Here is an 18,051-nt window from a genome sequence, read left to right on the forward strand (position 1 = left end):
GACTGGTGCGATGGTGCGGCGGTCAGGCCGGGAAGACGACCTGCGCCGGGGTCGACCGCTGGGTGGTGGTGCCGTCGCCGAGCTGGGAGTTGGCGTTGTTGCCCCAGCACCACAGGTTGGCGTCGGTGCGGATCGAGCAGGTGTGGTAGCCGGTGACGAGGCCGGTCGTCCAGGTGGTCGCGGTGCCGACCTGGACCGGGGCGCTCCGGTTCGTCGTCGTGCCGTCGCCGAGCTGGCCGGTCATGTTGTTGCCCCAGCACCACAGGGTGCCGTCGGTGCGGGACGCGCATGAGGTGTCGTAGCCGGCGTCGGCCCTGCTCCAGGCGCTGCTGCCGACGATCTGCTGGGGTGTCGTCTGGTACGTCGTGCCGGCGCCGAGCTGCCCGTAGCCGTTGTTGCCCCAGCACCACAGGGTGCCGTCGGTGCGGGTCGCGCAGGTGTGCACGAGGCCGGCCGCCGCGGCGCGCCACGTGGTCGCCGTGCCCACCTGCGCCGGGGTCGTCGAGTAGCTCAGCGAGCCCACGCCGAGCTGCCCGCTGGAGCTGTCGCCCCAGCACCACAGGGTGCCGTCGGTGCGGGACGCGCAGGTGTGTGCGAAGCCGGCCGTGACGGTCGCCCAGTTGCTTGCCGTGCCGACCCGGGTCGGCGTGGTCACGGTCCAGGCGTCCGAGCCGAGACCCAGCTGCCCGAGCCGGTTGAAGCCCCAGCACCACAGCGTGCCGTCGGTCCGCACGCCACAGGTGTGCGCGTCGCCGGCGCTGATGTTCGCCCAGGTGGTGGCGGTGCCGACCTGGACCGGAGCGTTGCGGTTGGTGGTGGTGCCGTCACCGAGCTGGCCCCTTTTGTTGGCGCCCCAGCACCACAGCGTCCGGTCGGTCCGCGTCGCGCAGGCGAAGTTGCTGCCGGCGTCGATGCCGGCCCAGGTGGTGGCGCTGCCGACCTGCACCGGCGTGGTCCGGCTGGTGTTGGTGCCGTCGCCGACCTCGCCGCTCCAGTTGCTGCCCCAGCACCACAGCGTCGCGTCGGCGCGGACCGCGCAGGTGTGTGCGTAACCGGAGGCGACGGCGGCGATCGCTGGGGCGGCCAACGCGACGTTCGCCGGGCCGCGGGTGGCCGGGCCGGCGGCGGCGGCCGGGCCGGTCACGGTTGCCAGGGCGAGCGCGGCGCCCGCGATGCACGCCGCGGCGGCGACCATCGTGCCCGCCGGACGCCGCCATCGAGCCCGCAGCCAACCATTTTGAGGTTCACTCATGTGCTGTTCTCCCAACGACGTTGATGCCTGAACAGTGGGGGCCGTCGTCGTGGAGGGCAACGCCGCCGGGGGCACGCCGCCCCCGGCCTGGACCGGGCCAGGAAAGTTACAACGGCCAAATTAGTTGTGCCGGGCGGTCAATCGCCGCCCGGTGCCGGACCGGGTCAGGATCCGAGCAGGGAAAGGCGGTGCAGTCGATCGTCCTGCGGATCTGCGCGGCGCTCGTCGCGGCCGGCCATCCCGGCGAGACGCTCGACCTCCGGCAGGAGCCGCACCGCCAGGGCGACCTCGCCGAGACCCACGCACGCGGCGGCGACGACGAGCCCGGTCGCCGGCGCGACGGCGACCGCCATCGCGGCGACCAGCGCGCACGCGGCCCGCAACCACAGGCAGCCGCGCGCCAGCCTCGGGAACTGCCCCGCCGCCCCGGCGTCGCCGGCCGCCGCGACACCCAGCGCCAGGCTGGCCGCGGCCACGCCGGCGGCCGGGTCGAACTCGGGCAGCCGGATCACCACCACACCGGCCAGCGCCACCACGGCGGCACCGGCCTGCAGGACGAGGGACCCGCCGTACCGGGCGCGGAGCACCTGCCCGCCACCGAACCGGCCGAACGCGACGAACAGCAGCCACGAGCCGACAAGGGCGCCGCCGAACGCCCGCACCGACGACGGCCAGAGCACCATCAGCACCGCGAGCAGCAGGCTCAGCATCCCGAAGCTGGTCACCGCCCACCAGCCGAGCGCGCCGTGCAGCGGCCCGGCGTGGCGGCCCGCGGTGCGCAGCCCGTCCCGCGTGTCACGCCCGGCCGTGCGCAGGCGCGCACGGGCCAGCCGCCGCGCCGCACGCAGGCCGGCCCGTACCCGGTGGGCGTCCGAGGACGCGAGGGCGAGGACGTGCACGGGCCGCCTCCTCCGGTCGGGGGTCGGCTGTCCCGTACCCCTCGCCCCGGCCGGTCGAACGCGGTGCGCGTGCCATTACCGCCACGGAGGTCTACACCTGGTATGCCGGCACGCCCAGCAGCTCGTCCACCGTCACGAACCGGTACCCCCGCGCCAGCAGCCCCTCGATCGTCTCCCGCACCGCGACGACCGTCTCGGCCCGGTTCCCGCCGCGGCCGTCGAAGCCGTCGTGGAAGATGAGGATCGAGCCGGGGCGCGCCTTCGCGACGGCGCGGCGGGCCATGCGTACACCGGACGGCTGGAACACCTCCAGCGCGTGGCCGAACTCGCCGGCGACCGGGTGCAGGCCGCCGCGGCGCAACATCCGCAGCAGCGCCGGCCGGCGCCACAGCCAGGGCGTGCGGGCCAGCGCCGGGGTCCGCCCCGTGACCCGGGCCAGGATGCGCTGCGTCTGCCCGACCTCCCGCTCGAACGCCCGCGGCCGCAGGTACGTGCCGAAGCGGTGGCTCAGCGAATGGTTGCCCAGCACGTGACCGGCCTCGGCCGCGCGCCGGGCCACCTCGGGGTGCCGCTCGACGCACTGCCCGACGTGGAAGAAGGTGGCGCGGATGTCGTACACCGCGAGGATGTCGAGTATCTGCGAGGTGTAGGGCTCGTTCGGGCCGTCGTCGAACGTCAGCGCCACCAGCCGCCCGCCGCCCGGGCCGCGGTAGGGGTAGTCCCGCGCGGACGGGGCGAACGGCGACATCAGCAGCCAGTACGCCACGCCGATCGCGGCGAGGGACAACAGTCCGATGAGGACGATCACCGGGCCGCCTCCGCCTCGAACTGCGGGGTGGTCTCGCGGAACGCCGGGGCCGACCCCAGCACCCGCCGCCCGGCGACCCGGTTGACGGCGTAGGTCAGCAGGTAGTGCACGGGCAGGGTCACGAAGAGGTTGTACGCGAGCCCGCGGTCGAGCCGCCGGCCCGAGGTGTAGGTCGGGTTGCCGTGGTCGTAGACGACCCGGCCCTTCCCGCGCAGCCGGCGCAGCTGGTCGAGCTCGTCGCCGCCCTGCGTGAGCCTGGTGTCGTAGCCGGTCCAGGCGTCGCGGCGGAACGCGATGTTCGTCGCGCTGGCGTACACGGCGCGGCCGGTCAGCCGGTACACGCCGTGCACCGCGCCGAACAGCATCCGGCCGTAGTGCCGTCCCCACCGGGGGCCGTCGGCGTATCGGCAGGGGCCGACGACCGCGACGACGCTCGCGTCACGCCGGAAGCCCTCGTCGATGCGGCTGAGCCAGTCCCGGTCGTACACGGTGTCGGCGTCGGCGGACACCACGATCGCACCGCGCGCCGTCTCGGTGCCGCGCTGGCGGGCGTTGCACACGCCGGCCACCGGCTCGGTCACGACCCGCGCGCCGAGCTCGAGGGCGATGGCCGCGGTCTCGTCCGTGCAGTTGTTGTCGACCACGATGACCTCGTACAGCCCGTCGAAGTCCTGCTTCTGCAGCGAGAGCAGCGCGTCGGCGAGGTATCGCGCCTCGTTGAAACACGGGATGACGACGCTGAACCTGGGCTTTTCCGTCATGTGCTGGATTATTCGGCTGCCGGGCGCGTCGAAACGATCCGGAGATCCCCCGACTTCGACCTAGGGCGAACCCCCACGGCGACCCTGATGCCAGCCTCAGGTCCGTCGCCGGCGCGGGTGTCGAATCAAGGACTCCGTCCCGCGGTGGGTAAACCGGCCCAGGGGGTCGGGCGTCTGGGTCGTGTCATCGGTCTCGAACCCCTGGAAGGCCAACGCCATGTGGATGACCAAGCTCCGAATCCTGCCCGCCCTCCTCATCGTCGCCCCGGTCCTCGCCGTGCCGGGCGCCGCGGCCGCGACGGGTGACCTGCCCGCCCCGACGAGCGTCATACCCGTCACCGGTACCGCGACCGTGCCGCCGTCCGACCCGCACCCTCCGACCCTCGTGGGCGTCCGCACCGGGCTGCACGAGCAGTACGACCGGACCGTCTTCGACTTCACCGGCGGGACCCCCGGGTTCCGGGTCGAGTACGGTCCGCTCGTCGCCGAGGGCTCCGGCAGCACCATCCCGCTGTCCGGCGCCGCCACCCTGCGCGTGGTGTTCGACGGGGCGTACCCGTACGACGTCGCCACCGGCGCGTCCACCATCGACCTCGGCCGGGTCTACGACCCGCGGCTGCCGACCCTGCGCCAGATCAAGTCCGGCGGGGCGTCGGAGGGGTACATCACCTTCGGCCTCGGGCTCGTCGACGGCGTCGGCTTCCGGGTGCTGCGGCTGACCGGCCCGCCGCGGATCGCCGTGGACGTCGCGCACCAGCCGACCCAGCCGTTCACCGCCGACCGGTTCCTGGGCGGGGCCGGCACCGCGGCGCAGGTCCAGATCAGTGGCGTGCGGGCGGCGGCGCATCCCGGCTACGACCGGGTGGTCTTCGACCTGGGCACGGCAACCACGCCGCTGATCAGCGTCAGCTACACCGTGCCCACGCCGACGACCATCCACGTCGGCTTCACCGCCGCCACGACCACCCGCGGGATCGTGGCCGGGCCGAACCCCGTGCCGATCGGGCTCATCCAGGCGCAGTCGGTCTCGTTGACCGTCTACGACAACGGCACGGTGTCGGCCTTCATCGCCACGCACCACCGCACCGGGTACCGGGTGATGCTCCTGTCCGACCCGGCCCGCGTCGTGGTGGACGTCGCCACCGGCTAACCGGCGGAGACCCGCCAGCCCATCGGGGTCACCGCGGCGGCCGGGTGGAAGTAGGTGGTGGTGCCGCCGGAACCGCTGGCGACGATCATCCCGCCCACTTTCAGCCCGGCCGCGTCGTAGGTGAACACGTTGCCGCCGCTGTCGCCCAGGCGGGTCATGACGGCGCCGCCGCTGACCATCCGGTCGAGGCTGCAGGTGGTGATGCCGTCGGTCATCAGCACGCACAGGTTGGTGGCGTTGACCGTGCCCGAGCACACCTCGCCGCCGAACGCGCCGTTGGTGCAGAACGTCTGGCCGACGACGGACGCCTTCGTGCCGCGGATGAAGTCACCGTAGTCGCTGGTCGACGGGCCCTTGTAGGTCCACGGCGTGAAGGTCCCCAGGACGTACTCGACGTCCTTGCCGTTGTCGGTGAGGTTCCGGCCGCTCACGGTGCCGATGGCCGCACCGTTGTTGGTGACGACCGCGCCGTTGGCGAAGCAGTGACCCGACGTGACCATCCTGCGGGTGGCGGGCGTGCCGGGCACCTCGATGAAGAACCCGGCGGTGCACGCCGTGCCGCCGGAGGTGATCCGGATGCCGGCACCCCAGGGTTTCCAGTCGGCGGTCCTGCTCAGCCGGGTGGCCCGCGCGGCCTCGTGGACGCTGACCCGGTCGCCGAACTCCGCGCGGGCGGCGGCCACCACCTTCGGGGTCACCTTCGTCACGCCGACCGCGACCCGGTTGCCGGCGATGTCGATGTACCACTCGCTCAGCGCCGCGCCGTCGAGCTGCCAGCGGGCGGAGCTGATTCGCTGGCGTACCGCTTCCAGCTCGGCGAGGCTCCGGCTCACCGGGACGAGCTTCACCCGCAGTCCCTGCGTGCCTGACGCGGCAACGGCACCGACCTTGGACCTGGCCGTGGTCAGCCGCCCCGTCGCGTACCGGACGGTCAGGGTGCCGCCGGCCTCGTCGACGCTGACGCCGCCGAAGGTCGCCTGGTCGGCGCCCGCGAGGGAGATGAGCTCGTCGGCCCGTGCCTGATCGACGGTGAGCACCACCGGCGCGGCACCGGCCGGACCGGCACCCGCCGCACCACCGGCGCCGGCGAGCACCGCCACGACGAACACTTTCGACAGCAAACGCATTGGTGAACCGCCTCCCGAGTCAGCGGCCACCCATCGACGATCATCGTGGCCACGTGCCTTCGATGCCACCACCCCGGGCGCGCCCACCGGTAGGCCAATCACCGATACCAGTGGCGATACAAGCGTCGATACACGTCTGACTCGGGCTCACTGCGGCGCGAAAGCCGCACGGCGTCTTACCTCCGGGTGAGGATCGCGTTCGGCGCGATCGCGAACGGCTGCCGCGGCCTCCGGCACGTCGCTCCAGCCGACCTGCAGCACCTCGACGGCTGCGAGCCGGACCTCATGGTGCAGGTCCTGGACGGCGCGGGCGACGAGCCACGCCCCGACGTCCGGATCGTGGCGCCAGGCGGCGGCGATGTGCTGCAGCACCTCCCGCCGGACGTCGGGGTCCGGCGCGGTGACCGCGATGTCCTGCAGGAGCGGCAGCGGCGCCTGATTGCATGGCTGGGCGAGGTGATTCGCGATCGCGGTCCGGACTCTGACATCGCGTTCGTCGTCGGCGCGTTCCAGCAGGAACGGCATGGTCTCGGGGTGATCGTGCCAGCCGATGCCCAACGCTTGAACGGCCGACGTCCGGACGGCTGGATGCGGATCGGCCGCCGCCAGCCGGCGGAGCTGGTCCGGCAGGTCGGCATCGCCGGCGAAGGCCGCGACCACCGCCCGCATGGCTGCCTGCCGCACGTCAGAGTCGGCGTCGCTGCCCATGACTTCGCGCAGGAGCGGCCCGACCCGCGGATCCGGTGCCCCGCCGACGGTCAGGGCATTGACCAGATGTTCCCGTACATCGGGGTCAGGGTCGATCCGGATCCGTTCGCACAGCAGCGCCAGCGCGTCGGTCTCGTCCGGTCCGCCGATGGCGAGTGCGCGCAGCGCGGCTGCCCGGACCTGACCCGCGCCGTCGCGGACCGATCGCTCGCGCAGCAACGGCTCCACGCCGGGCCCGCGAGGCCAGCCGACGGCGAGCGTGTGGATCGCGGCGGTCCGGACGTTCTCGTCGGGGTCGTCCGTCGCACGCGCACGGACGAACGGCAGCCACCGGTCGTCCGGCGGCCACCGAACCGTGACCGCGGACAGGACTGTTGCTCGCACCTCGGCACGCAGGTCGATTTCGGCAAGCTCCTGCAGCCATGAGGTTGTCGCCGCGTCGTGAGACCAGCCCGCGATGAGAGCCTGAACGACCGCGAGCTGCGTCGCCGGGTCCGGCTCGGCGAGCAGCCGCGCCCGCAACCACGACCCGAGGTCCGCGTCCCGGGCGCGACCGTTGAGCGCGCCCGCGGTTGCGGCCTGCCGCACCTCCGGGTCGAGGTCGGCGGCGGCCCGCTCGCGCAGCCACGCCTGGACGCCCGGCTTGTCGTCGCGGACGGTTGCCAGCGCGATGACAGCGCTGCGTCGAACCTCCGCATCGGGATCGGTGCCGAACAGCATCAGCAGGGCTGCCGCGCCGTCAGCCCGGTGTGATCGTTCGATGAGTTTGTGTATTGCGACCCTGCGAACGTCGGGCTCGCGATCCTTGCTGGCATGATCCAGCACGACCTGCGTTGCGGGGTCGGTCGCCCAGCCGTCGGCGAGGGCCTCGATCGCGGCCGCGCGGACGATCGGATCGTCCTTCCTCGTCAGGTCGACGAGCCAGGCGAGAGCGTCGGCATCCTCGTTCCCCATCGACGCGGCGGCACCGACGGCAGCTTGCCGGACGAGCGGGTCAGGATCGTCGACCACGCCACGCAGGTGTTGCCGGAACGCTGGATCACGTGCGGTGGCCAATGCCTCGACGGCTGCGGCTCGCACCGCAGGGTGTGGATCCCCGAGGCGCTCGCGGAGCCATGCGCCGCCGGCCGCCACGGCACCGGTAGTGAACGCCCGGACGTCCGGGTGCACGTCGTTGATCGCCGAGTCGTGCAGCAGCGCCACGACATCGGGGTCGTCGGCCCACCCGTCATACAGCGACTCCAGCGCTGCCTTGCGGACGTAGGGGTCAGCGCTGCGCGCCATCGTGCTCAGGAGTTGCCGGGTTGCCGGATCCTCGCGAGCGACAGTCAGGACCGCCCGAATCACGGCGGCGATGGTGTCTTCGTCGCCCTCAGCGTCGGCACGGGCTTGCAGCAGCGAAAGTGTGGCGGGATCGGCAGCATGGTTCGCGGCGAGAGCGTCGATCGCCAGCACCCGCACGAACGCGTCGGGATCGCCGGAGGCGAGACGATGCAACGCCGAGACTGCTGTGGCATCGCGCCAGGCGGTCGGCAACGCCGCTGCGGCGGCCGAGCGGGTGCCCTCGTCGTCGTCGAGCGTCAAGGAGGTCAAGTGGTCTCGCACGCCGGGCTCGCCGGCTCCCAGCACCGCGGCCAGCAGGATCGGCTCCGAGGTGTACCCGAGCAGGGGAGGACGTGAAAAGCGTTCTCGTCGCGCCATGGCGCATCGCAGCCAGGATGAGTACCGATGGCGTCCAGGCCAGCGGCCCCCGGCTCCCGCTACGACCGGCAGCATGGCCCGACTGACCGAGTCGGCGACGGTGCCCTTGGTCCCGAAGTCACTCAGTCTCCACCATCGTTCCCGTAGGACCTCCCAGATCGAGATCACCGCGTCGGTGACCGCGACGCACTGCGGCTCCAGGGCGTGGATTTTGCGGACCTCGCCGAGGCATCGGATCGCCAGCAGAATGTGCGCGGGTCCCTCGTCGTTCACGAACCAGAGCGGATGGGCTGACAGCAGGTGGTCGATGGCCGCCGCCGCCAGTCGCTCGGGGACCATGCCGGCGACCAGCAGGAGCACCTCGTGCCATGCGGAGTCGGCCCAGTGCGCGCCGAAGACGTCGGTGACGAACTGGGCGGCGGGCCAGTGCTCCGGCGCGTCCCGGAGCCGGTGGACGATCTCGGCGGCGCTGAAGTACTCGAGGAAGGCGCGGTGGACGAATCCGTAGACGTCGGATCCGAAATGGCTCAGGATGAAGTTGCGCTCGTGCAGCTGTTTGATCATCGCGCGTGCGACCGGCCGGGACTCGGCGGGGGTGTGGCCGAACCGTTCCCGGAGGTAGGCGTCGAACTCGGCGACCAGGTCGTCTCCGGAGATGTGGTTGCCGGTGCCAGCCGACCGGGTCTCCTGCATGCGGCGCGCGATCCGCTGCAGCAGTTCGATCTTGTCCTCCCATTCGATGAAGCTCGTATCGATCCGGGAGTCGCGCAGGTACCGCTCCACGTCCCAACGCTCCACCAGCACCTTGGCGGCGTGCTCGTACACCCGGCGGCGGTCGCGGGGCAGTTCCTGGCGGCGTCCGATGATGACCAGGATGGTGAGCAGCAGCGGATTGCCGGCCAGTTCGCGCAGCGACGGCGAGGCGGCGACGGCCTCCACCACCCGCTTGCGGCGGCGCTCGGCCTCTGCCGCGTCGTCCGGGCAGGCAAGGCGATACCAGGCCCGGGTGAACTGCTCGATCTGATCCTCATCGAGGTCATCGATGGTGAAGTGCGCGAATCCGGCCTGGGCGAGCAGCGATTTGCGGTAGCCGATCACCCGAGAGGTGACCACCACGCGAACCATGCCGTATGCGGCGGCGAAGCCGGCGATCTGGCGTGTCACGTTCTCGCGGAACGCCGGGTCGAACAGTTCATCCAACCCGTCGAACACCACGACTGCTCTGCCGTCGTCGCGCAGATAGGCCTCCAGCGATGCCTTGGGCAGCCCTGGAAGGTTAATGCCGTGCTGATGGTCGATGAAGTCCAGGAACGTTCGTTCCCGCCACGGCGGCTCCGCATATTCTCGCAACTCGACCAGCAACGGCAGCCAGCCGGCGAGGCCGACCACGCTGTCGCCGTCGCTCTCGTCGGCCATGGCCAGGGCCAGATACTGCGCGAGCGTCGATTTTCCGGATCCGGGATTTCCGAGGATCGCGGTCAGCCGGTTCCCGGGATCGCTGAGCACACGCAGGACCGGCTCCGGTGACGCGCGGGTGAAACGGGTGGTCAGCTTCGCCTGCCGAACGTCGGCCGTGCTCGCAGCGTCGTCGTCACCCGGCTCGGCGAGCCGGCGCGCGATATCCCTTGGCAGATCCACGGACGGCGTCTCCGCGCGCACGGACTGCGGGACGAAGACCGACCGCAGCAGCAAGGGCCGGTCTTCTTCCTGCTCGTTGGGGGTCAGCAGGTCCAGACGCAGGTGCCGGTACCGCATGATGAGCCGGCGGCGATGGTCGGCGAGCAGCGCGTCGAAGAGGCCGGTGTCGTCCTGCCGTGCCGCGCCGGTCCGGCGCCGAGCCGAGCGGCGACCCTGCAGTGCCACCTTCATGACGTCGTGCCTGATGCGCCAGGCGCCGAGGTCGCGTTCCTCGACCGTAAGCAGCCGGCTGACGCGGTCGGCGCGGGCGATGCAGGCGAGCACGAACGCCTCGACGAACGGCCAGTCCGGGGGTGTCTGCCCCTTGAGTTTCTGATGGATGGTGGAGCGGGGCAGCCGGTTGCCGTTCTTGCCGCTGAAGCTCGTGATGTATTCGATTGTTGCGCCCGACTTTGCTTTGAGTTCGGACAATTCCTGCGCGAAGACCGTCAGTGGGTCGACCTCGGTGTCCGTCATGGAACGCTGTCCTCCGTCCATTCGGACCAGCAGATGATCAAGAACGTGAATACCCTCGACGGTACGGCTCGGGCCGGATCCGGGAAAGTGGACCGCGGACAAATTCATGCGGACGCTGGTCGGTATCAGCAGACCGGAAGGGCAGCATGAGCATGAGGGTCGTCCGTAGGTCCGTTCCCGCTGTCGTCGCCATGAGTGCGACGGCAGGTGCCGCCGTCGTGAACATTCCCCCGCCAGTGCTGCTCGCGCTTGCCGGCCTGACGGTCGTGGCTTTCTGGAGCATTGTGCTTCCGGCAGTCTGGTCCGCCCGCGCAGCCCGGCGCCGGGACGCACGACTGGTGCTGCAACAACTGCTGGACGCGTTGCGACCGCCGCACCCGTCGGTTGAGCGCCGGCGCCCGCGCGGGTCGCGGTGATGGGTGTTGGCCGGCCATGGGTCGATAAGTCCGCACCAGTGTCGTCCCCATCAGGTGAGGCCGTCCGCCGCTCGTCTGCCGGACTGTTGGCTCAGGTGTACCCCGATCGGGATCGTGTGAGAGGCAGGCCCTCGATGTTGCCGGAGAGTTCCGCGGTTGCGGCGGCCATGTCCGTGGCGGAGCGCTACTTCTCGCCCGCGTTCCTCAACCACTCCGTGCGCTCCTACGTCTGGGGGACGATGTACGGGCAGGCGCACAGCATCCGCTGCGACGACGAGCTGCTGTGCGTGGCGGCGTTGCTGCACGACATCGCGCTGTCGCCGTCGTTCGACAGCCACACGGTGCCGTTCGAGGAGGCCGGGGGAGACGTGGCCCGGGTGTTCGGCCTCGCCGCGGGCTGGCCGGCCGATCGCGTCGACAGGGTCGGGGAGATCATCGTGCTGCACATGCGCGACGACGTGGGCCCGGACGTGGACCCGGAGGCCCACCTGTTGCAGGTCGCGACGAGCTGGGACGTGGTGGGACGGTGGCAGGACGAGTTCCCGGCCGGCGCGAGGGCGGAGATCCTCGGCCGTTACCCGCGGCTGGGGTTCGGCGAGGAGTTCCTGGCCGCCTTCCAGGACCAGGCGCGGCGCAAGCCCGGCAGCGCCGCCGCCGCGTCGATCGGCAGGAATCTGGCCGGGCGGATCGCCGTGCATCCCCTCGACGGTCATCCGGCCGGCGTCAGGGGCCTGTGATCACCGGTCTGGATCCACGGCGTGGATCAGGACGGCGCCGCCGATCAGCGTGGGACCCGGCAGGGCGGCACACGCGCCGCCGGGCATGAACGCGACGAACGTGACGTGCTCGACGGGGCCGCCCCGTGGCTCCCGGTCGATCGGCCGGTGCGCCATGGCCGCGGTCTGGAGCCCCCTGTCGCCGCTCCTCCTGCAATAGACTGCCGCCTGTATGCAGCGGCGATGCCAGGACGGGGGCGGCGATGAGCGCCGAAGCACGGATCGAGCGCGCCAGGACAATCTACGAGCGCGCCGTGTACAGCGGCGACGTCAGCGCGCTGGCCGACGCCGAGCGCGACCTGGACGCCGTGGAGGCCGACACCGCGCTGGCCCGCGGGCGGCTCCTGCACGCGCGGTTCCAGACGGCCTCGTCACCGCAGGAGGATCCGGCGCAACTGCCGCTGTTCGAGCGCGCGGCCGAGGCGTACCGGGCGTTGGGTGACACACGCGGCGAGGCGGAGGCGCTGTTCTGGATCGGCTGCCTCCATCAGTTCATCCGGCGGGACAACGAGACCGCGGTGCCGGTGCTGGAGCGGTCCCACCTGCTCGCGGCGCAGGCCGGCGACAAGCCCACCCAGTCCGAGGCGCTGCGGCACCTGGGCATCGCGGCGCACATGGCCGGCCGGCTGGACGAGGCGCGGGAGCGGCTGGAGGAGTCGTCGCGGCTGCGCCGGGAGGTCGGGAACCTGGCCGGCGTGGCCTCCAACATGGTCGGGCTGGCGTACGTCGCCGCCGCCCAGGACCGCGGTTCGGACGCGGTCGCGATCCTGGACGAGGCGCACGCGATCGCCCAGGCGCATGACGCTCATGCCGTCGTGGTGCACATCGAGGAGGCGAGGACGGCGGTCAGCGTCAGCCGGTCGTGACGGGCAGTTCGGTGAGCAGCTGCTCGACGCGTGCCTTGATGGCGTCGCGGATCGGGCGGACGGCTTCGATGTCCTGCCCGGCGGGGTCGTCGAGCTTCCAGTCGACATACCGCTTGCCGGGGAACACGGGGCAGACGTCGCCGCAGCCCATCGTGATGAGGACGTCCGAGGCCTCGGCGGTCTGATAGTCGAGCTTGCGCGGGGTGCTGGCAGTGATGTCGATGCCGACCTCCCGCATCGCCTCGACGACGACCGGGTTGAGCTGCGATGCGGGTTCCGAGCCGGCGGAGCGGACCTCGACGGTGTCGCCGGCGAGGTGGCGCAGCCAGCCCGCGGCCATCTGGGAGCGGCCGGCGTTGTGGACGCACACGAACAGGACGCTGGGCTTCTCGGTCATGGGTGCTGGGCTCCTTCGTGTTCGAGGGGCAGGCGGTCCGGGGTACAACGCCAGCAGCAGCCCGACGCCGACGGCCAGGCCGAGGAGCTGCGCGACGACGAAGCCGGGCACCGAGGCGGGTGCGATGCCGGCGAACGTGTCGGTGAACGCGCGGCCGGCCGTGACGGCGGGGTTGGCGAAGCTGGTGGAGGACGTGAACCAGTACGCCGCGCCGATGTAGGCGCCGACCGCGGCGGGTGCGGCCGCGGCGCGGCCTGAGCGGGCGAGGGCGAAGACGAGCAGGACCAGTCCGGCGGTGGCGACGACCTCGCCGAGCCACAGGTGCCCGGCGGAGCGGTCCTTGCCCGACAGCTCGACGGCGGGCAGGTCGAACATCAGGTTGGCGAGGACCGCCCCGCCGATCGCGCCGACGGTCTGCGCGACGACGTACCCGCACAGGTCGCGCGCGGGCAGCCCCGTACCGGTGCGGCGGCCGAGGAACCAGTCCGCCGCGGACACGACCGGGTTGAGGTGGGCGCCCGAGACCGGGCCGAACGTCAGGATCAGCGCACCGAGCGCGAACGCCGTCGCGACCGAGTTCTGCAGCAGCTGCAGCCCGACGTCGCCGGGGGACAGCGTGGTGGCCATGACGCCGGAGCCGACGACGGCCGTGACGAGCAGCGCCGTGCCGACGAATTCGGCAAGGAACCGCCGCCACGGCACACCACTGTCCGAGGAAAGCTCAGTGTTCATTGACTCAATGATGAGTGAGCTTCCGGCGGGCCGTCAAGTGAACAGCGGGCGGTCAGCCCCGCAGCGTGGCGATGGCCTGCTCGATGCGCCGCCGGCGCGTCTCGGGCTTCCTGGCGCTCTCGACGGCCCGCACGTGCTCACGCTTGTGGCTGTACGCGAGGTTGTCGTATGCGGCGCGGGCGACCGGGTCGTCGTCCAGGGCGCGGGCGAAGTCCGGGGGCTCCACGACGACGCGCGGCTCGGCGTCGAGCTCCAGCTCGACCTCGATCTCGTGGCCGACCGCGACACCGGCGGCACGCCGGTTGGCGTTGCTCAGGCCGAGCAGGTGGCGGCCTCGCATGATGGCGACCCGGCTCTTCCAGGAGTGCCCGTTGACCGTGATCGTCACCGGCGGCCGCGCACCCCCGCCGAGCGCCTCCACGACCTCGGGCGGAACCTCCAGCCCGCGCATGGGCTCGGGCGGCTCGACGAGGGTACGGAACTTCACGATGTGCTCCTTGTCGATCGGTGTGGGATCAGGACGCGTAGGTGGTGACCTTCCACAGGTGGCCGTCCGGGTCGCTGAAGTAGCCGAAGTACCCGCCCCACTGGGCGGCGGCCGGCTCCCTGACCACGCTGCCGCCGGCGGCCACCGCGTTGCGGATGGTCTCGTCCACCGCGGCCCTGGAGTCGGGGTTGAGGTGGAACGAGGCGCCCCGGAAACCGGAGCCCTCCGCGGGGACGCCGGCGTCCTGTGCCGCCGCCTCCCACTCGTACAGGGCCAGCTGCTGGGATCCCTCGCCCAGGCTGAATGAGACGAAGTGGCGGGTATCCTTGTCGATCTTGAGACCCAGTGCTTCGGCGTAGAACGCCTTGGCGCGGTTCAGGTCCTTGACGCCGAGCATGACGGCGCTGATGGGCAGTGACACGGTTGCTCTCCTCGGTCTGTCACACCGGCTCCGGTTCGCCGGTCAGTTGGTATGACAGGCCGCGACGAAGGAATGTGACAGATGAACGAGCACGACTGGCTGAGTGACCGGTTCGCCGAGCACCACGACCGCCTGCACGCGGTGGCGTACCGGATGCTCCGCTCGCCCAGCGACGCCGAGGACGCGGTGCAGGAGGCGTGGCTGCGGGTCAGCCGCGCCGACACCGCCCAGGTGGAGAACCCGGGCGGCTGGCTGACCACGATCGTCGCCCGGGTGTGCCTGAACATGCTCGAGGCGCGCCGGGTCAGGCGCGAGGAGCCGGCCGGCGCGCTGCCACCCGAGCCGGCCGCACCGGACGCCCGCGTCCGGCCCGCAGGCCCCGAGGACGAGGCACTGCTGGCCGATTCCGTCGGCGTCGCGCTGATGGTGGTGCTGGACACGCTGACGCCGGCCGAGCGGCTCGCGTTCGTCCTGCACGACGTGTTCGATGTGTCGTTCGCCGAGATCGGCGAGATCATCGACCGCTCGCCGGCGGCGGCCCGGCAGCTGGCCAGCCGCGCCCGCCGGCGGGTGCAGGGAGCGGCCGCCGAGACCGAGGCGACGCGATCCCGCAAGCGGGACGTCATCACCGCGTTCCTGGCCGCCTCCCGCAGCGGTGACTTCGACGCCCTGCTCGCGCTGCTCGACCCCGACGCGGTGACCGGCGAGGCCCGCGGCGCCCGGGCGGTCGCGGCGTTCTTCTCCGGCCGCGCCCAGGCGGCCCGGCCGGCACTGGTCGACGGCGTTCCCGCGGCCGTGTACGCGTACCGCGGCCTGGCGAAGGCGGTCTTCACGTTCACCATCAGCAACGGGAAGATCACCAGCATCATCGTCGACGCCGACCCGGCCCGCCTCCGCGACCTCGACATCGTCTTCCTCAGCACCGGCACCGGGGCGCGGCGATGACGGACGTCAGGCTCGCCGTCCATGACCTGGACGAGGCGCTGCGCTTCTACCGCGACGTGCTCGGCTTCCAGGTCCGCGACGACGCCGGGCCCGGGGAGGTCGGTGTCAGCCCGCCGTCACAGCCGGACCTGCGGATCATCCTGGAAGACCCCGGCGCGCACCGCGGCGTCGCGCCGGGCCGGCTCGTCGTGGTGACCGGCGACTGCGACGCCACCTTCGAGCGCCTCGAGGCCGCGGGCGCCGACGTGATGCAGGAACCGATCAGCCGGCCCTCCGGCGTGCGCGACTGCGCCTTCAGCGACCCCTCCGGAAACCTGCTGCGCTTCACCCAGCCGCGTCGACCGTGAGCAGGGCGGCGAGCTGGCGCATGATGCCCGGGCGCGCCCGGTAGTAGACCCACGTGCCGCGCCGGTCGGAGTCCACCAGGCCGGCCTCGCGCAGGGTCTTGAGGTGGTGGGAGATCGTCGGCCCGGACAGCTCGAACGCCGGGGTGAGATCGCAGACGCAGATCTCCCCGCCGGGCGCGGACGCGATCATCGACATCAGCTGGAGCCGGACCGGGTCGCCGAGCGCCTTGAACGCCGGGGCGAGCACGGTGGCGGTCTCCGCCGGGATGCGGTGCTGCGCGATCGGGGGGCAGCACGCGGTCTCGGCATTGAGGTCCGTGAGGGTGAGCACCGGTGCTTGTTTCGACATGCCTCTAGGTTGACAGATCTCGAAACAGCGTGCAACTGTTTGATTCGACAGACGTCAAGACAGTCGCACCTTGTACGACGAGGAGATCGCCATGTTCCGTTTCCCCCGCCGCCCGGCCGCCCCGGCCGGCGCGCAGTTCTGTGACGAATGCGCCGAGGTCAGCACCGCCGCCGAGCGCGCTCAGCGCCGGGTCGAGCGCACTCGCGCCGACCTCGCCGCGATGGCCGGCCCCCGATAGCCGGCGCCGATCCATCCACCGACCGACCGACGAAGGAGCATGACATGACCGACATCCAGACCCAGGGCGGATTTGCCGGCGACCCGGCCGCGGCCCTCACTGTCGCCGGCACGGGCGGCTGCTGCGGCAACCCGCCCCAGGCGACCCTCACCCTGCCCGACCCGGGTGCGTCGGCGGCCGGCACGTCGCCGTGCTGCGGCACCGCGGCCGAAGCGACCCAGGCCGGCGCCTGCTGCGGTACCTCGGCGAAGGTCGAGGCGGTCGCCTCCGGCGCGGGCTGCTGCGGATGAGCACCACCCTCGGCGAGGCGCTCGACGCGGTCTCCGGCGAGCGGATGGCCGCCTCGGTCGCCACCCTCGCCGGCGCGGCGTTCACCGGGCGCAGGGTCGGCTCGGCCGGTGGCGCCGCGGCCCGCGCCTGGCTCGCCCGGCACCTCGCCGACCTCGGCGCCACCGTCACCCTCGAACCGTTCGCGGTCCGGTCCGTCCCCGAGGTGTACGCCGCGCCGGACGTGCAGTGGCACGACGGTCGGACCACCCGGCGCCTCACCTTCGGCCGGGACGTCGCGGTCCACCTCGCCTCCGCCGACCGGCCCCTCGTCCGGCGCGGCGACCTGGCCGTCGCCGGGGCCGCGGACCCGACCGGCCGGTGGCTGGTCGTGCCGCCCGGGACGGCGCCGTCCGGCGCGCCCGGCGCGGCCGGGCTGCTGGTCGGCCGCGGGGTCGACGCCGACGGCTGGCACTACACGATGCTCGCCGGACCGGACCCCGGAGCGCTGCCGATCCTCACCGTCGACACCGCGACCCACGCCACCCTGCACGCGGCGGCGGAGGCGGGCGGCGGATGGCTGGCCGCGAACGCGCCGATCCGCCGGCTCGACGTGTCCGGCACCAACGTGCACGGCGCCTGGCCGGGCGATGCGGCGGCGGAGGTGCTGCTGACCGCGCACTACGACGGCGTCGGCGACCATCCGGGCCTGCGGCAGCCGGCGGCGGCGGACAACGGCAGCGGCGTCGCCGTCGTCCTCGAGGCGGCCCGCGTCCTGGCCCAGGGCCTGCCGGACCGGGCACGGCTGTCGGTCGCGCTGCTCGACGCCGAGGAGGCGGGAGCGCTCGGCTCCGCGCACCACGCGGCGCAACTGCGCGCGGCGGGCTCGGCACCCCTGGTGATCAACGTCGACGGTGCCGGCAACCTGTACCAGGCCGCCGCGGTCGAAGCCGGAGGACCCGCGCACGCCCTCCTCGCCGCGCTCGACCAGGCCGGCCGGCACACGGGCCTGCCGCTCGCCGCCGGGCCGGTGGCCTCCGACAACCGCCGGTACGCCGCCGCCGGGCTGCCGGCGGTCGGCATCGGCGCCGGGATGGCCGGATACCACAGCCCCGCCGACACCGCGGAGCGCGTCGAGACCGGCACGCTGACCGCCGTCGCGAGGCTCGTCGTCGCGACCGTCTGGCTGGCGACCGGGGACCCGGCTACACTTTCATCGTTGATCGGCGATAAACGATGAAGTGGGTGGA

Annotated in this window: 19 protein-coding genes; 8 read left to right on the plus strand and 11 right to left on the minus strand. The window is 72.3% G+C overall.

Features of this window, described 5'->3' with window-relative positions:
* Positions 1-22: 22 nt before the first annotated feature.
* From OHA72_RS38605 to OHA72_RS38620, 4 genes are all read right to left on the minus strand, one after another.
* Positions 23-1,252: an RCC1 domain-containing protein gene (locus OHA72_RS38605; RefSeq protein WP_327001016.1), complete on the minus strand. Its 1,230-nt coding sequence runs from the start codon at positions 1,250-1,252 to the stop codon at positions 23-25.
* A 164-nt stretch (positions 1,253-1,416) separates the two neighbouring features.
* Positions 1,417-2,151 (minus strand): hypothetical protein, encoded by a 735-nt coding sequence (locus OHA72_RS38610; RefSeq protein ID WP_327001017.1) that lies wholly within the window; start codon positions 2,149-2,151, stop codon positions 1,417-1,419.
* Between the two features lie 91 nt (positions 2,152-2,242).
* Complete coding sequence (locus OHA72_RS38615; protein WP_327001018.1) at positions 2,243-2,959, minus strand: polysaccharide deacetylase family protein; 717 nt, start codon at positions 2,957-2,959, stop codon at positions 2,243-2,245.
* Positions 2,956-3,720 carry a glycosyltransferase family 2 protein gene (locus tag OHA72_RS38620; RefSeq protein WP_327001019.1) on the minus strand — a complete coding sequence of 255 codons (765 nt, stop codon included), beginning with the start codon at positions 3,718-3,720 and terminating at the stop codon, positions 2,956-2,958. The genes OHA72_RS38615 and OHA72_RS38620 overlap by 4 nt, the downstream gene beginning before the upstream one ends.
* Positions 3,721-3,943: 223 nt before the next feature.
* Between OHA72_RS38620 and OHA72_RS38625 the strand changes: the two genes are divergently transcribed.
* Positions 3,944-4,870: an AMIN-like domain-containing (lipo)protein gene (locus tag OHA72_RS38625; RefSeq protein WP_327001020.1), complete on the plus strand. Its 927-nt coding sequence runs from the start codon at positions 3,944-3,946 to the stop codon at positions 4,868-4,870.
* On the opposite strand, the gene OHA72_RS38630 is transcribed toward OHA72_RS38625, so the two are convergent.
* Both OHA72_RS38630 and OHA72_RS38635 read right to left on the minus strand, forming a co-directional pair.
* Complete coding sequence (locus OHA72_RS38630) at positions 4,867-5,997, minus strand: alpha-lytic protease prodomain-containing protein (protein ID WP_327001021.1); 1,131 nt, start codon at positions 5,995-5,997, stop codon at positions 4,867-4,869. The genes OHA72_RS38625 and OHA72_RS38630 overlap by 4 nt on opposite strands.
* A 147-nt stretch (positions 5,998-6,144) precedes the next feature.
* Positions 6,145-10,560, minus strand: a complete 4,416-nt coding sequence (locus OHA72_RS38635) for a HEAT repeat domain-containing protein (protein WP_327001022.1) — start codon at positions 10,558-10,560, stop codon at positions 6,145-6,147.
* Positions 10,561-11,110: 550 nt separating this feature from the next.
* Here OHA72_RS38635 and OHA72_RS38640 point away from each other — a divergent pair.
* Entirely contained in the window at positions 11,111-11,713 is a 603-nt protein-coding gene (locus tag OHA72_RS38640; protein WP_327001023.1) for an HD domain-containing protein, read from the plus strand.
* On the opposite strand, the gene OHA72_RS38645 is transcribed toward OHA72_RS38640, so the two are convergent.
* Complete coding sequence (locus tag OHA72_RS38645; RefSeq protein ID WP_327001024.1) at positions 11,714-11,869, minus strand: hypothetical protein; 156 nt, start codon at positions 11,867-11,869, stop codon at positions 11,714-11,716.
* An 86-nt stretch (positions 11,870-11,955) separates the two neighbouring features.
* Here OHA72_RS38645 and OHA72_RS38650 point away from each other — a divergent pair, with 86 nt between their 5' ends.
* Positions 11,956-12,618, plus strand: coding sequence for a tetratricopeptide repeat protein (locus tag OHA72_RS38650; protein WP_327001025.1), 663 nt, complete (start codon positions 11,956-11,958; stop codon positions 12,616-12,618).
* Here OHA72_RS38650 and OHA72_RS38655 read toward each other — a convergent pair.
* From OHA72_RS38655 to OHA72_RS38665, 3 genes are read right to left on the minus strand one after another with little or no spacing between them, the layout of a single operon-like run.
* Complete coding sequence (locus OHA72_RS38655; protein WP_327001026.1) at positions 12,605-13,747, minus strand: aquaporin; 1,143 nt, start codon at positions 13,745-13,747, stop codon at positions 12,605-12,607. The two genes, OHA72_RS38650 and OHA72_RS38655, sit on opposite strands and share 14 nt — an antisense overlap.
* A gap of 52 nt (positions 13,748-13,799) precedes the next feature.
* Positions 13,800-14,234, minus strand: coding sequence for a YdeI/OmpD-associated family protein (locus OHA72_RS38660; RefSeq protein ID WP_327001027.1), 435 nt, complete (start codon positions 14,232-14,234; stop codon positions 13,800-13,802).
* 28 nt (positions 14,235-14,262) lie between these two features.
* The gene (locus OHA72_RS38665) at positions 14,263-14,655 is read right to left on the minus strand and encodes a VOC family protein (protein WP_327001028.1); all 393 of its coding nucleotides are present in this window, start codon (positions 14,653-14,655) and stop codon (positions 14,263-14,265) included.
* An 81-nt stretch (positions 14,656-14,736) separates the two neighbouring features.
* On the opposite strand from OHA72_RS38665, the gene OHA72_RS38670 reads away from it, so the two are divergent.
* Positions 14,737-15,600: a sigma-70 family RNA polymerase sigma factor gene (locus OHA72_RS38670; RefSeq protein WP_327001029.1), complete on the plus strand. Its 864-nt coding sequence runs from the start codon at positions 14,737-14,739 to the stop codon at positions 15,598-15,600.
* Positions 15,597-15,947, plus strand: a complete 351-nt coding sequence (locus tag OHA72_RS38675) for a VOC family protein (protein ID WP_327001030.1) — start codon at positions 15,597-15,599, stop codon at positions 15,945-15,947. Before OHA72_RS38670 ends, OHA72_RS38675 begins: the two co-directional genes overlap by 4 nt.
* Here OHA72_RS38675 and OHA72_RS38680 read toward each other — a convergent pair.
* Positions 15,925-16,296, minus strand: a complete 372-nt coding sequence (locus OHA72_RS38680; protein WP_327001031.1) for an ArsR/SmtB family transcription factor — start codon at positions 16,294-16,296, stop codon at positions 15,925-15,927. The genes OHA72_RS38675 and OHA72_RS38680 overlap by 23 nt on opposite strands.
* Before the next feature lie 70 nt (positions 16,297-16,366).
* Between OHA72_RS38680 and OHA72_RS38685 the strand changes: the two genes are divergently transcribed.
* Genes OHA72_RS38685 through OHA72_RS38695 form a run of 3 tightly spaced genes read left to right on the plus strand, consistent with a single transcriptional unit; the run spans position 16,367 to position 18,041 of the window.
* A complete protein-coding gene (locus OHA72_RS38685; protein WP_327001032.1) occupies positions 16,367-16,534 on the plus strand; it encodes a hypothetical protein in 168 nt (55 codons plus the stop codon).
* A gap of 44 nt (positions 16,535-16,578) precedes the next feature.
* Positions 16,579-16,824, plus strand: a complete 246-nt coding sequence (locus OHA72_RS38690; protein ID WP_327001033.1) for a hypothetical protein — start codon at positions 16,579-16,581, stop codon at positions 16,822-16,824.
* Positions 16,821-18,041, plus strand: coding sequence for a M28 family metallopeptidase (locus OHA72_RS38695; protein ID WP_327001034.1), 1,221 nt, complete (start codon positions 16,821-16,823; stop codon positions 18,039-18,041). The genes OHA72_RS38690 and OHA72_RS38695 overlap by 4 nt, the downstream gene beginning before the upstream one ends.
* Positions 18,042-18,051: the final 10 nt, after the last annotated feature.

It is taken from the genome of Dactylosporangium sp. NBC_01737 (assembly GCF_035963215.1).
In the GTDB taxonomy this organism is placed as follows: domain Bacteria; phylum Actinomycetota; class Actinomycetes; order Mycobacteriales; family Micromonosporaceae; genus Dactylosporangium.

Bases quoted from the DNA above. Each gene is read 5' to 3' on its own strand.
- OHA72_RS38605 (WP_327001016.1), bottom strand. From the start codon at position 1,252: ATGAGTGAACCTCAAAATGGTTGGCTGCGGGCTCGATGGCGGCGTCCG.
- OHA72_RS38620 (WP_327001019.1), bottom strand. From the start codon at position 3,720: ATGACGGAAAAGCCCAGGTTCAGCGTCGTCATCCCGTGTTTCAACGAG.
- OHA72_RS38625 (WP_327001020.1), top strand. From the start codon at position 3,944: ATGACCAAGCTCCGAATCCTGCCCGCCCTCCTCATCGTCGCCCCGGTC.
- OHA72_RS38630 (WP_327001021.1), bottom strand. From the start codon at position 5,997: ATGCGTTTGCTGTCGAAAGTGTTCGTCGTGGCGGTGCTCGCCGGCGCC.
- OHA72_RS38635 (WP_327001022.1), bottom strand. From the start codon at position 10,560: ATGACGGACACCGAGGTCGACCCACTGACGGTCTTCGCGCAGGAATTG.
- OHA72_RS38640 (WP_327001023.1), top strand. From the start codon at position 11,111: ATGTTGCCGGAGAGTTCCGCGGTTGCGGCGGCCATGTCCGTGGCGGAG.
- OHA72_RS38645 (WP_327001024.1), bottom strand. From the start codon at position 11,869: ATGGCGCACCGGCCGATCGACCGGGAGCCACGGGGCGGCCCCGTCGAG.
- OHA72_RS38650 (WP_327001025.1), top strand. From the start codon at position 11,956: ATGAGCGCCGAAGCACGGATCGAGCGCGCCAGGACAATCTACGAGCGC.
- OHA72_RS38655 (WP_327001026.1), bottom strand. From the start codon at position 13,747: ATGAACACTGAGCTTTCCTCGGACAGTGGTGTGCCGTGGCGGCGGTTC.
- OHA72_RS38670 (WP_327001029.1), top strand. From the start codon at position 14,737: ATGAACGAGCACGACTGGCTGAGTGACCGGTTCGCCGAGCACCACGAC.
- OHA72_RS38675 (WP_327001030.1), top strand. From the start codon at position 15,597: ATGACGGACGTCAGGCTCGCCGTCCATGACCTGGACGAGGCGCTGCGC.
- OHA72_RS38680 (WP_327001031.1), bottom strand. From the start codon at position 16,296: ATGTCGAAACAAGCACCGGTGCTCACCCTCACGGACCTCAATGCCGAG.
- OHA72_RS38690 (WP_327001033.1), top strand. From the start codon at position 16,579: ATGACCGACATCCAGACCCAGGGCGGATTTGCCGGCGACCCGGCCGCG.
- OHA72_RS38695 (WP_327001034.1), top strand. From the start codon at position 16,821: ATGAGCACCACCCTCGGCGAGGCGCTCGACGCGGTCTCCGGCGAGCGG.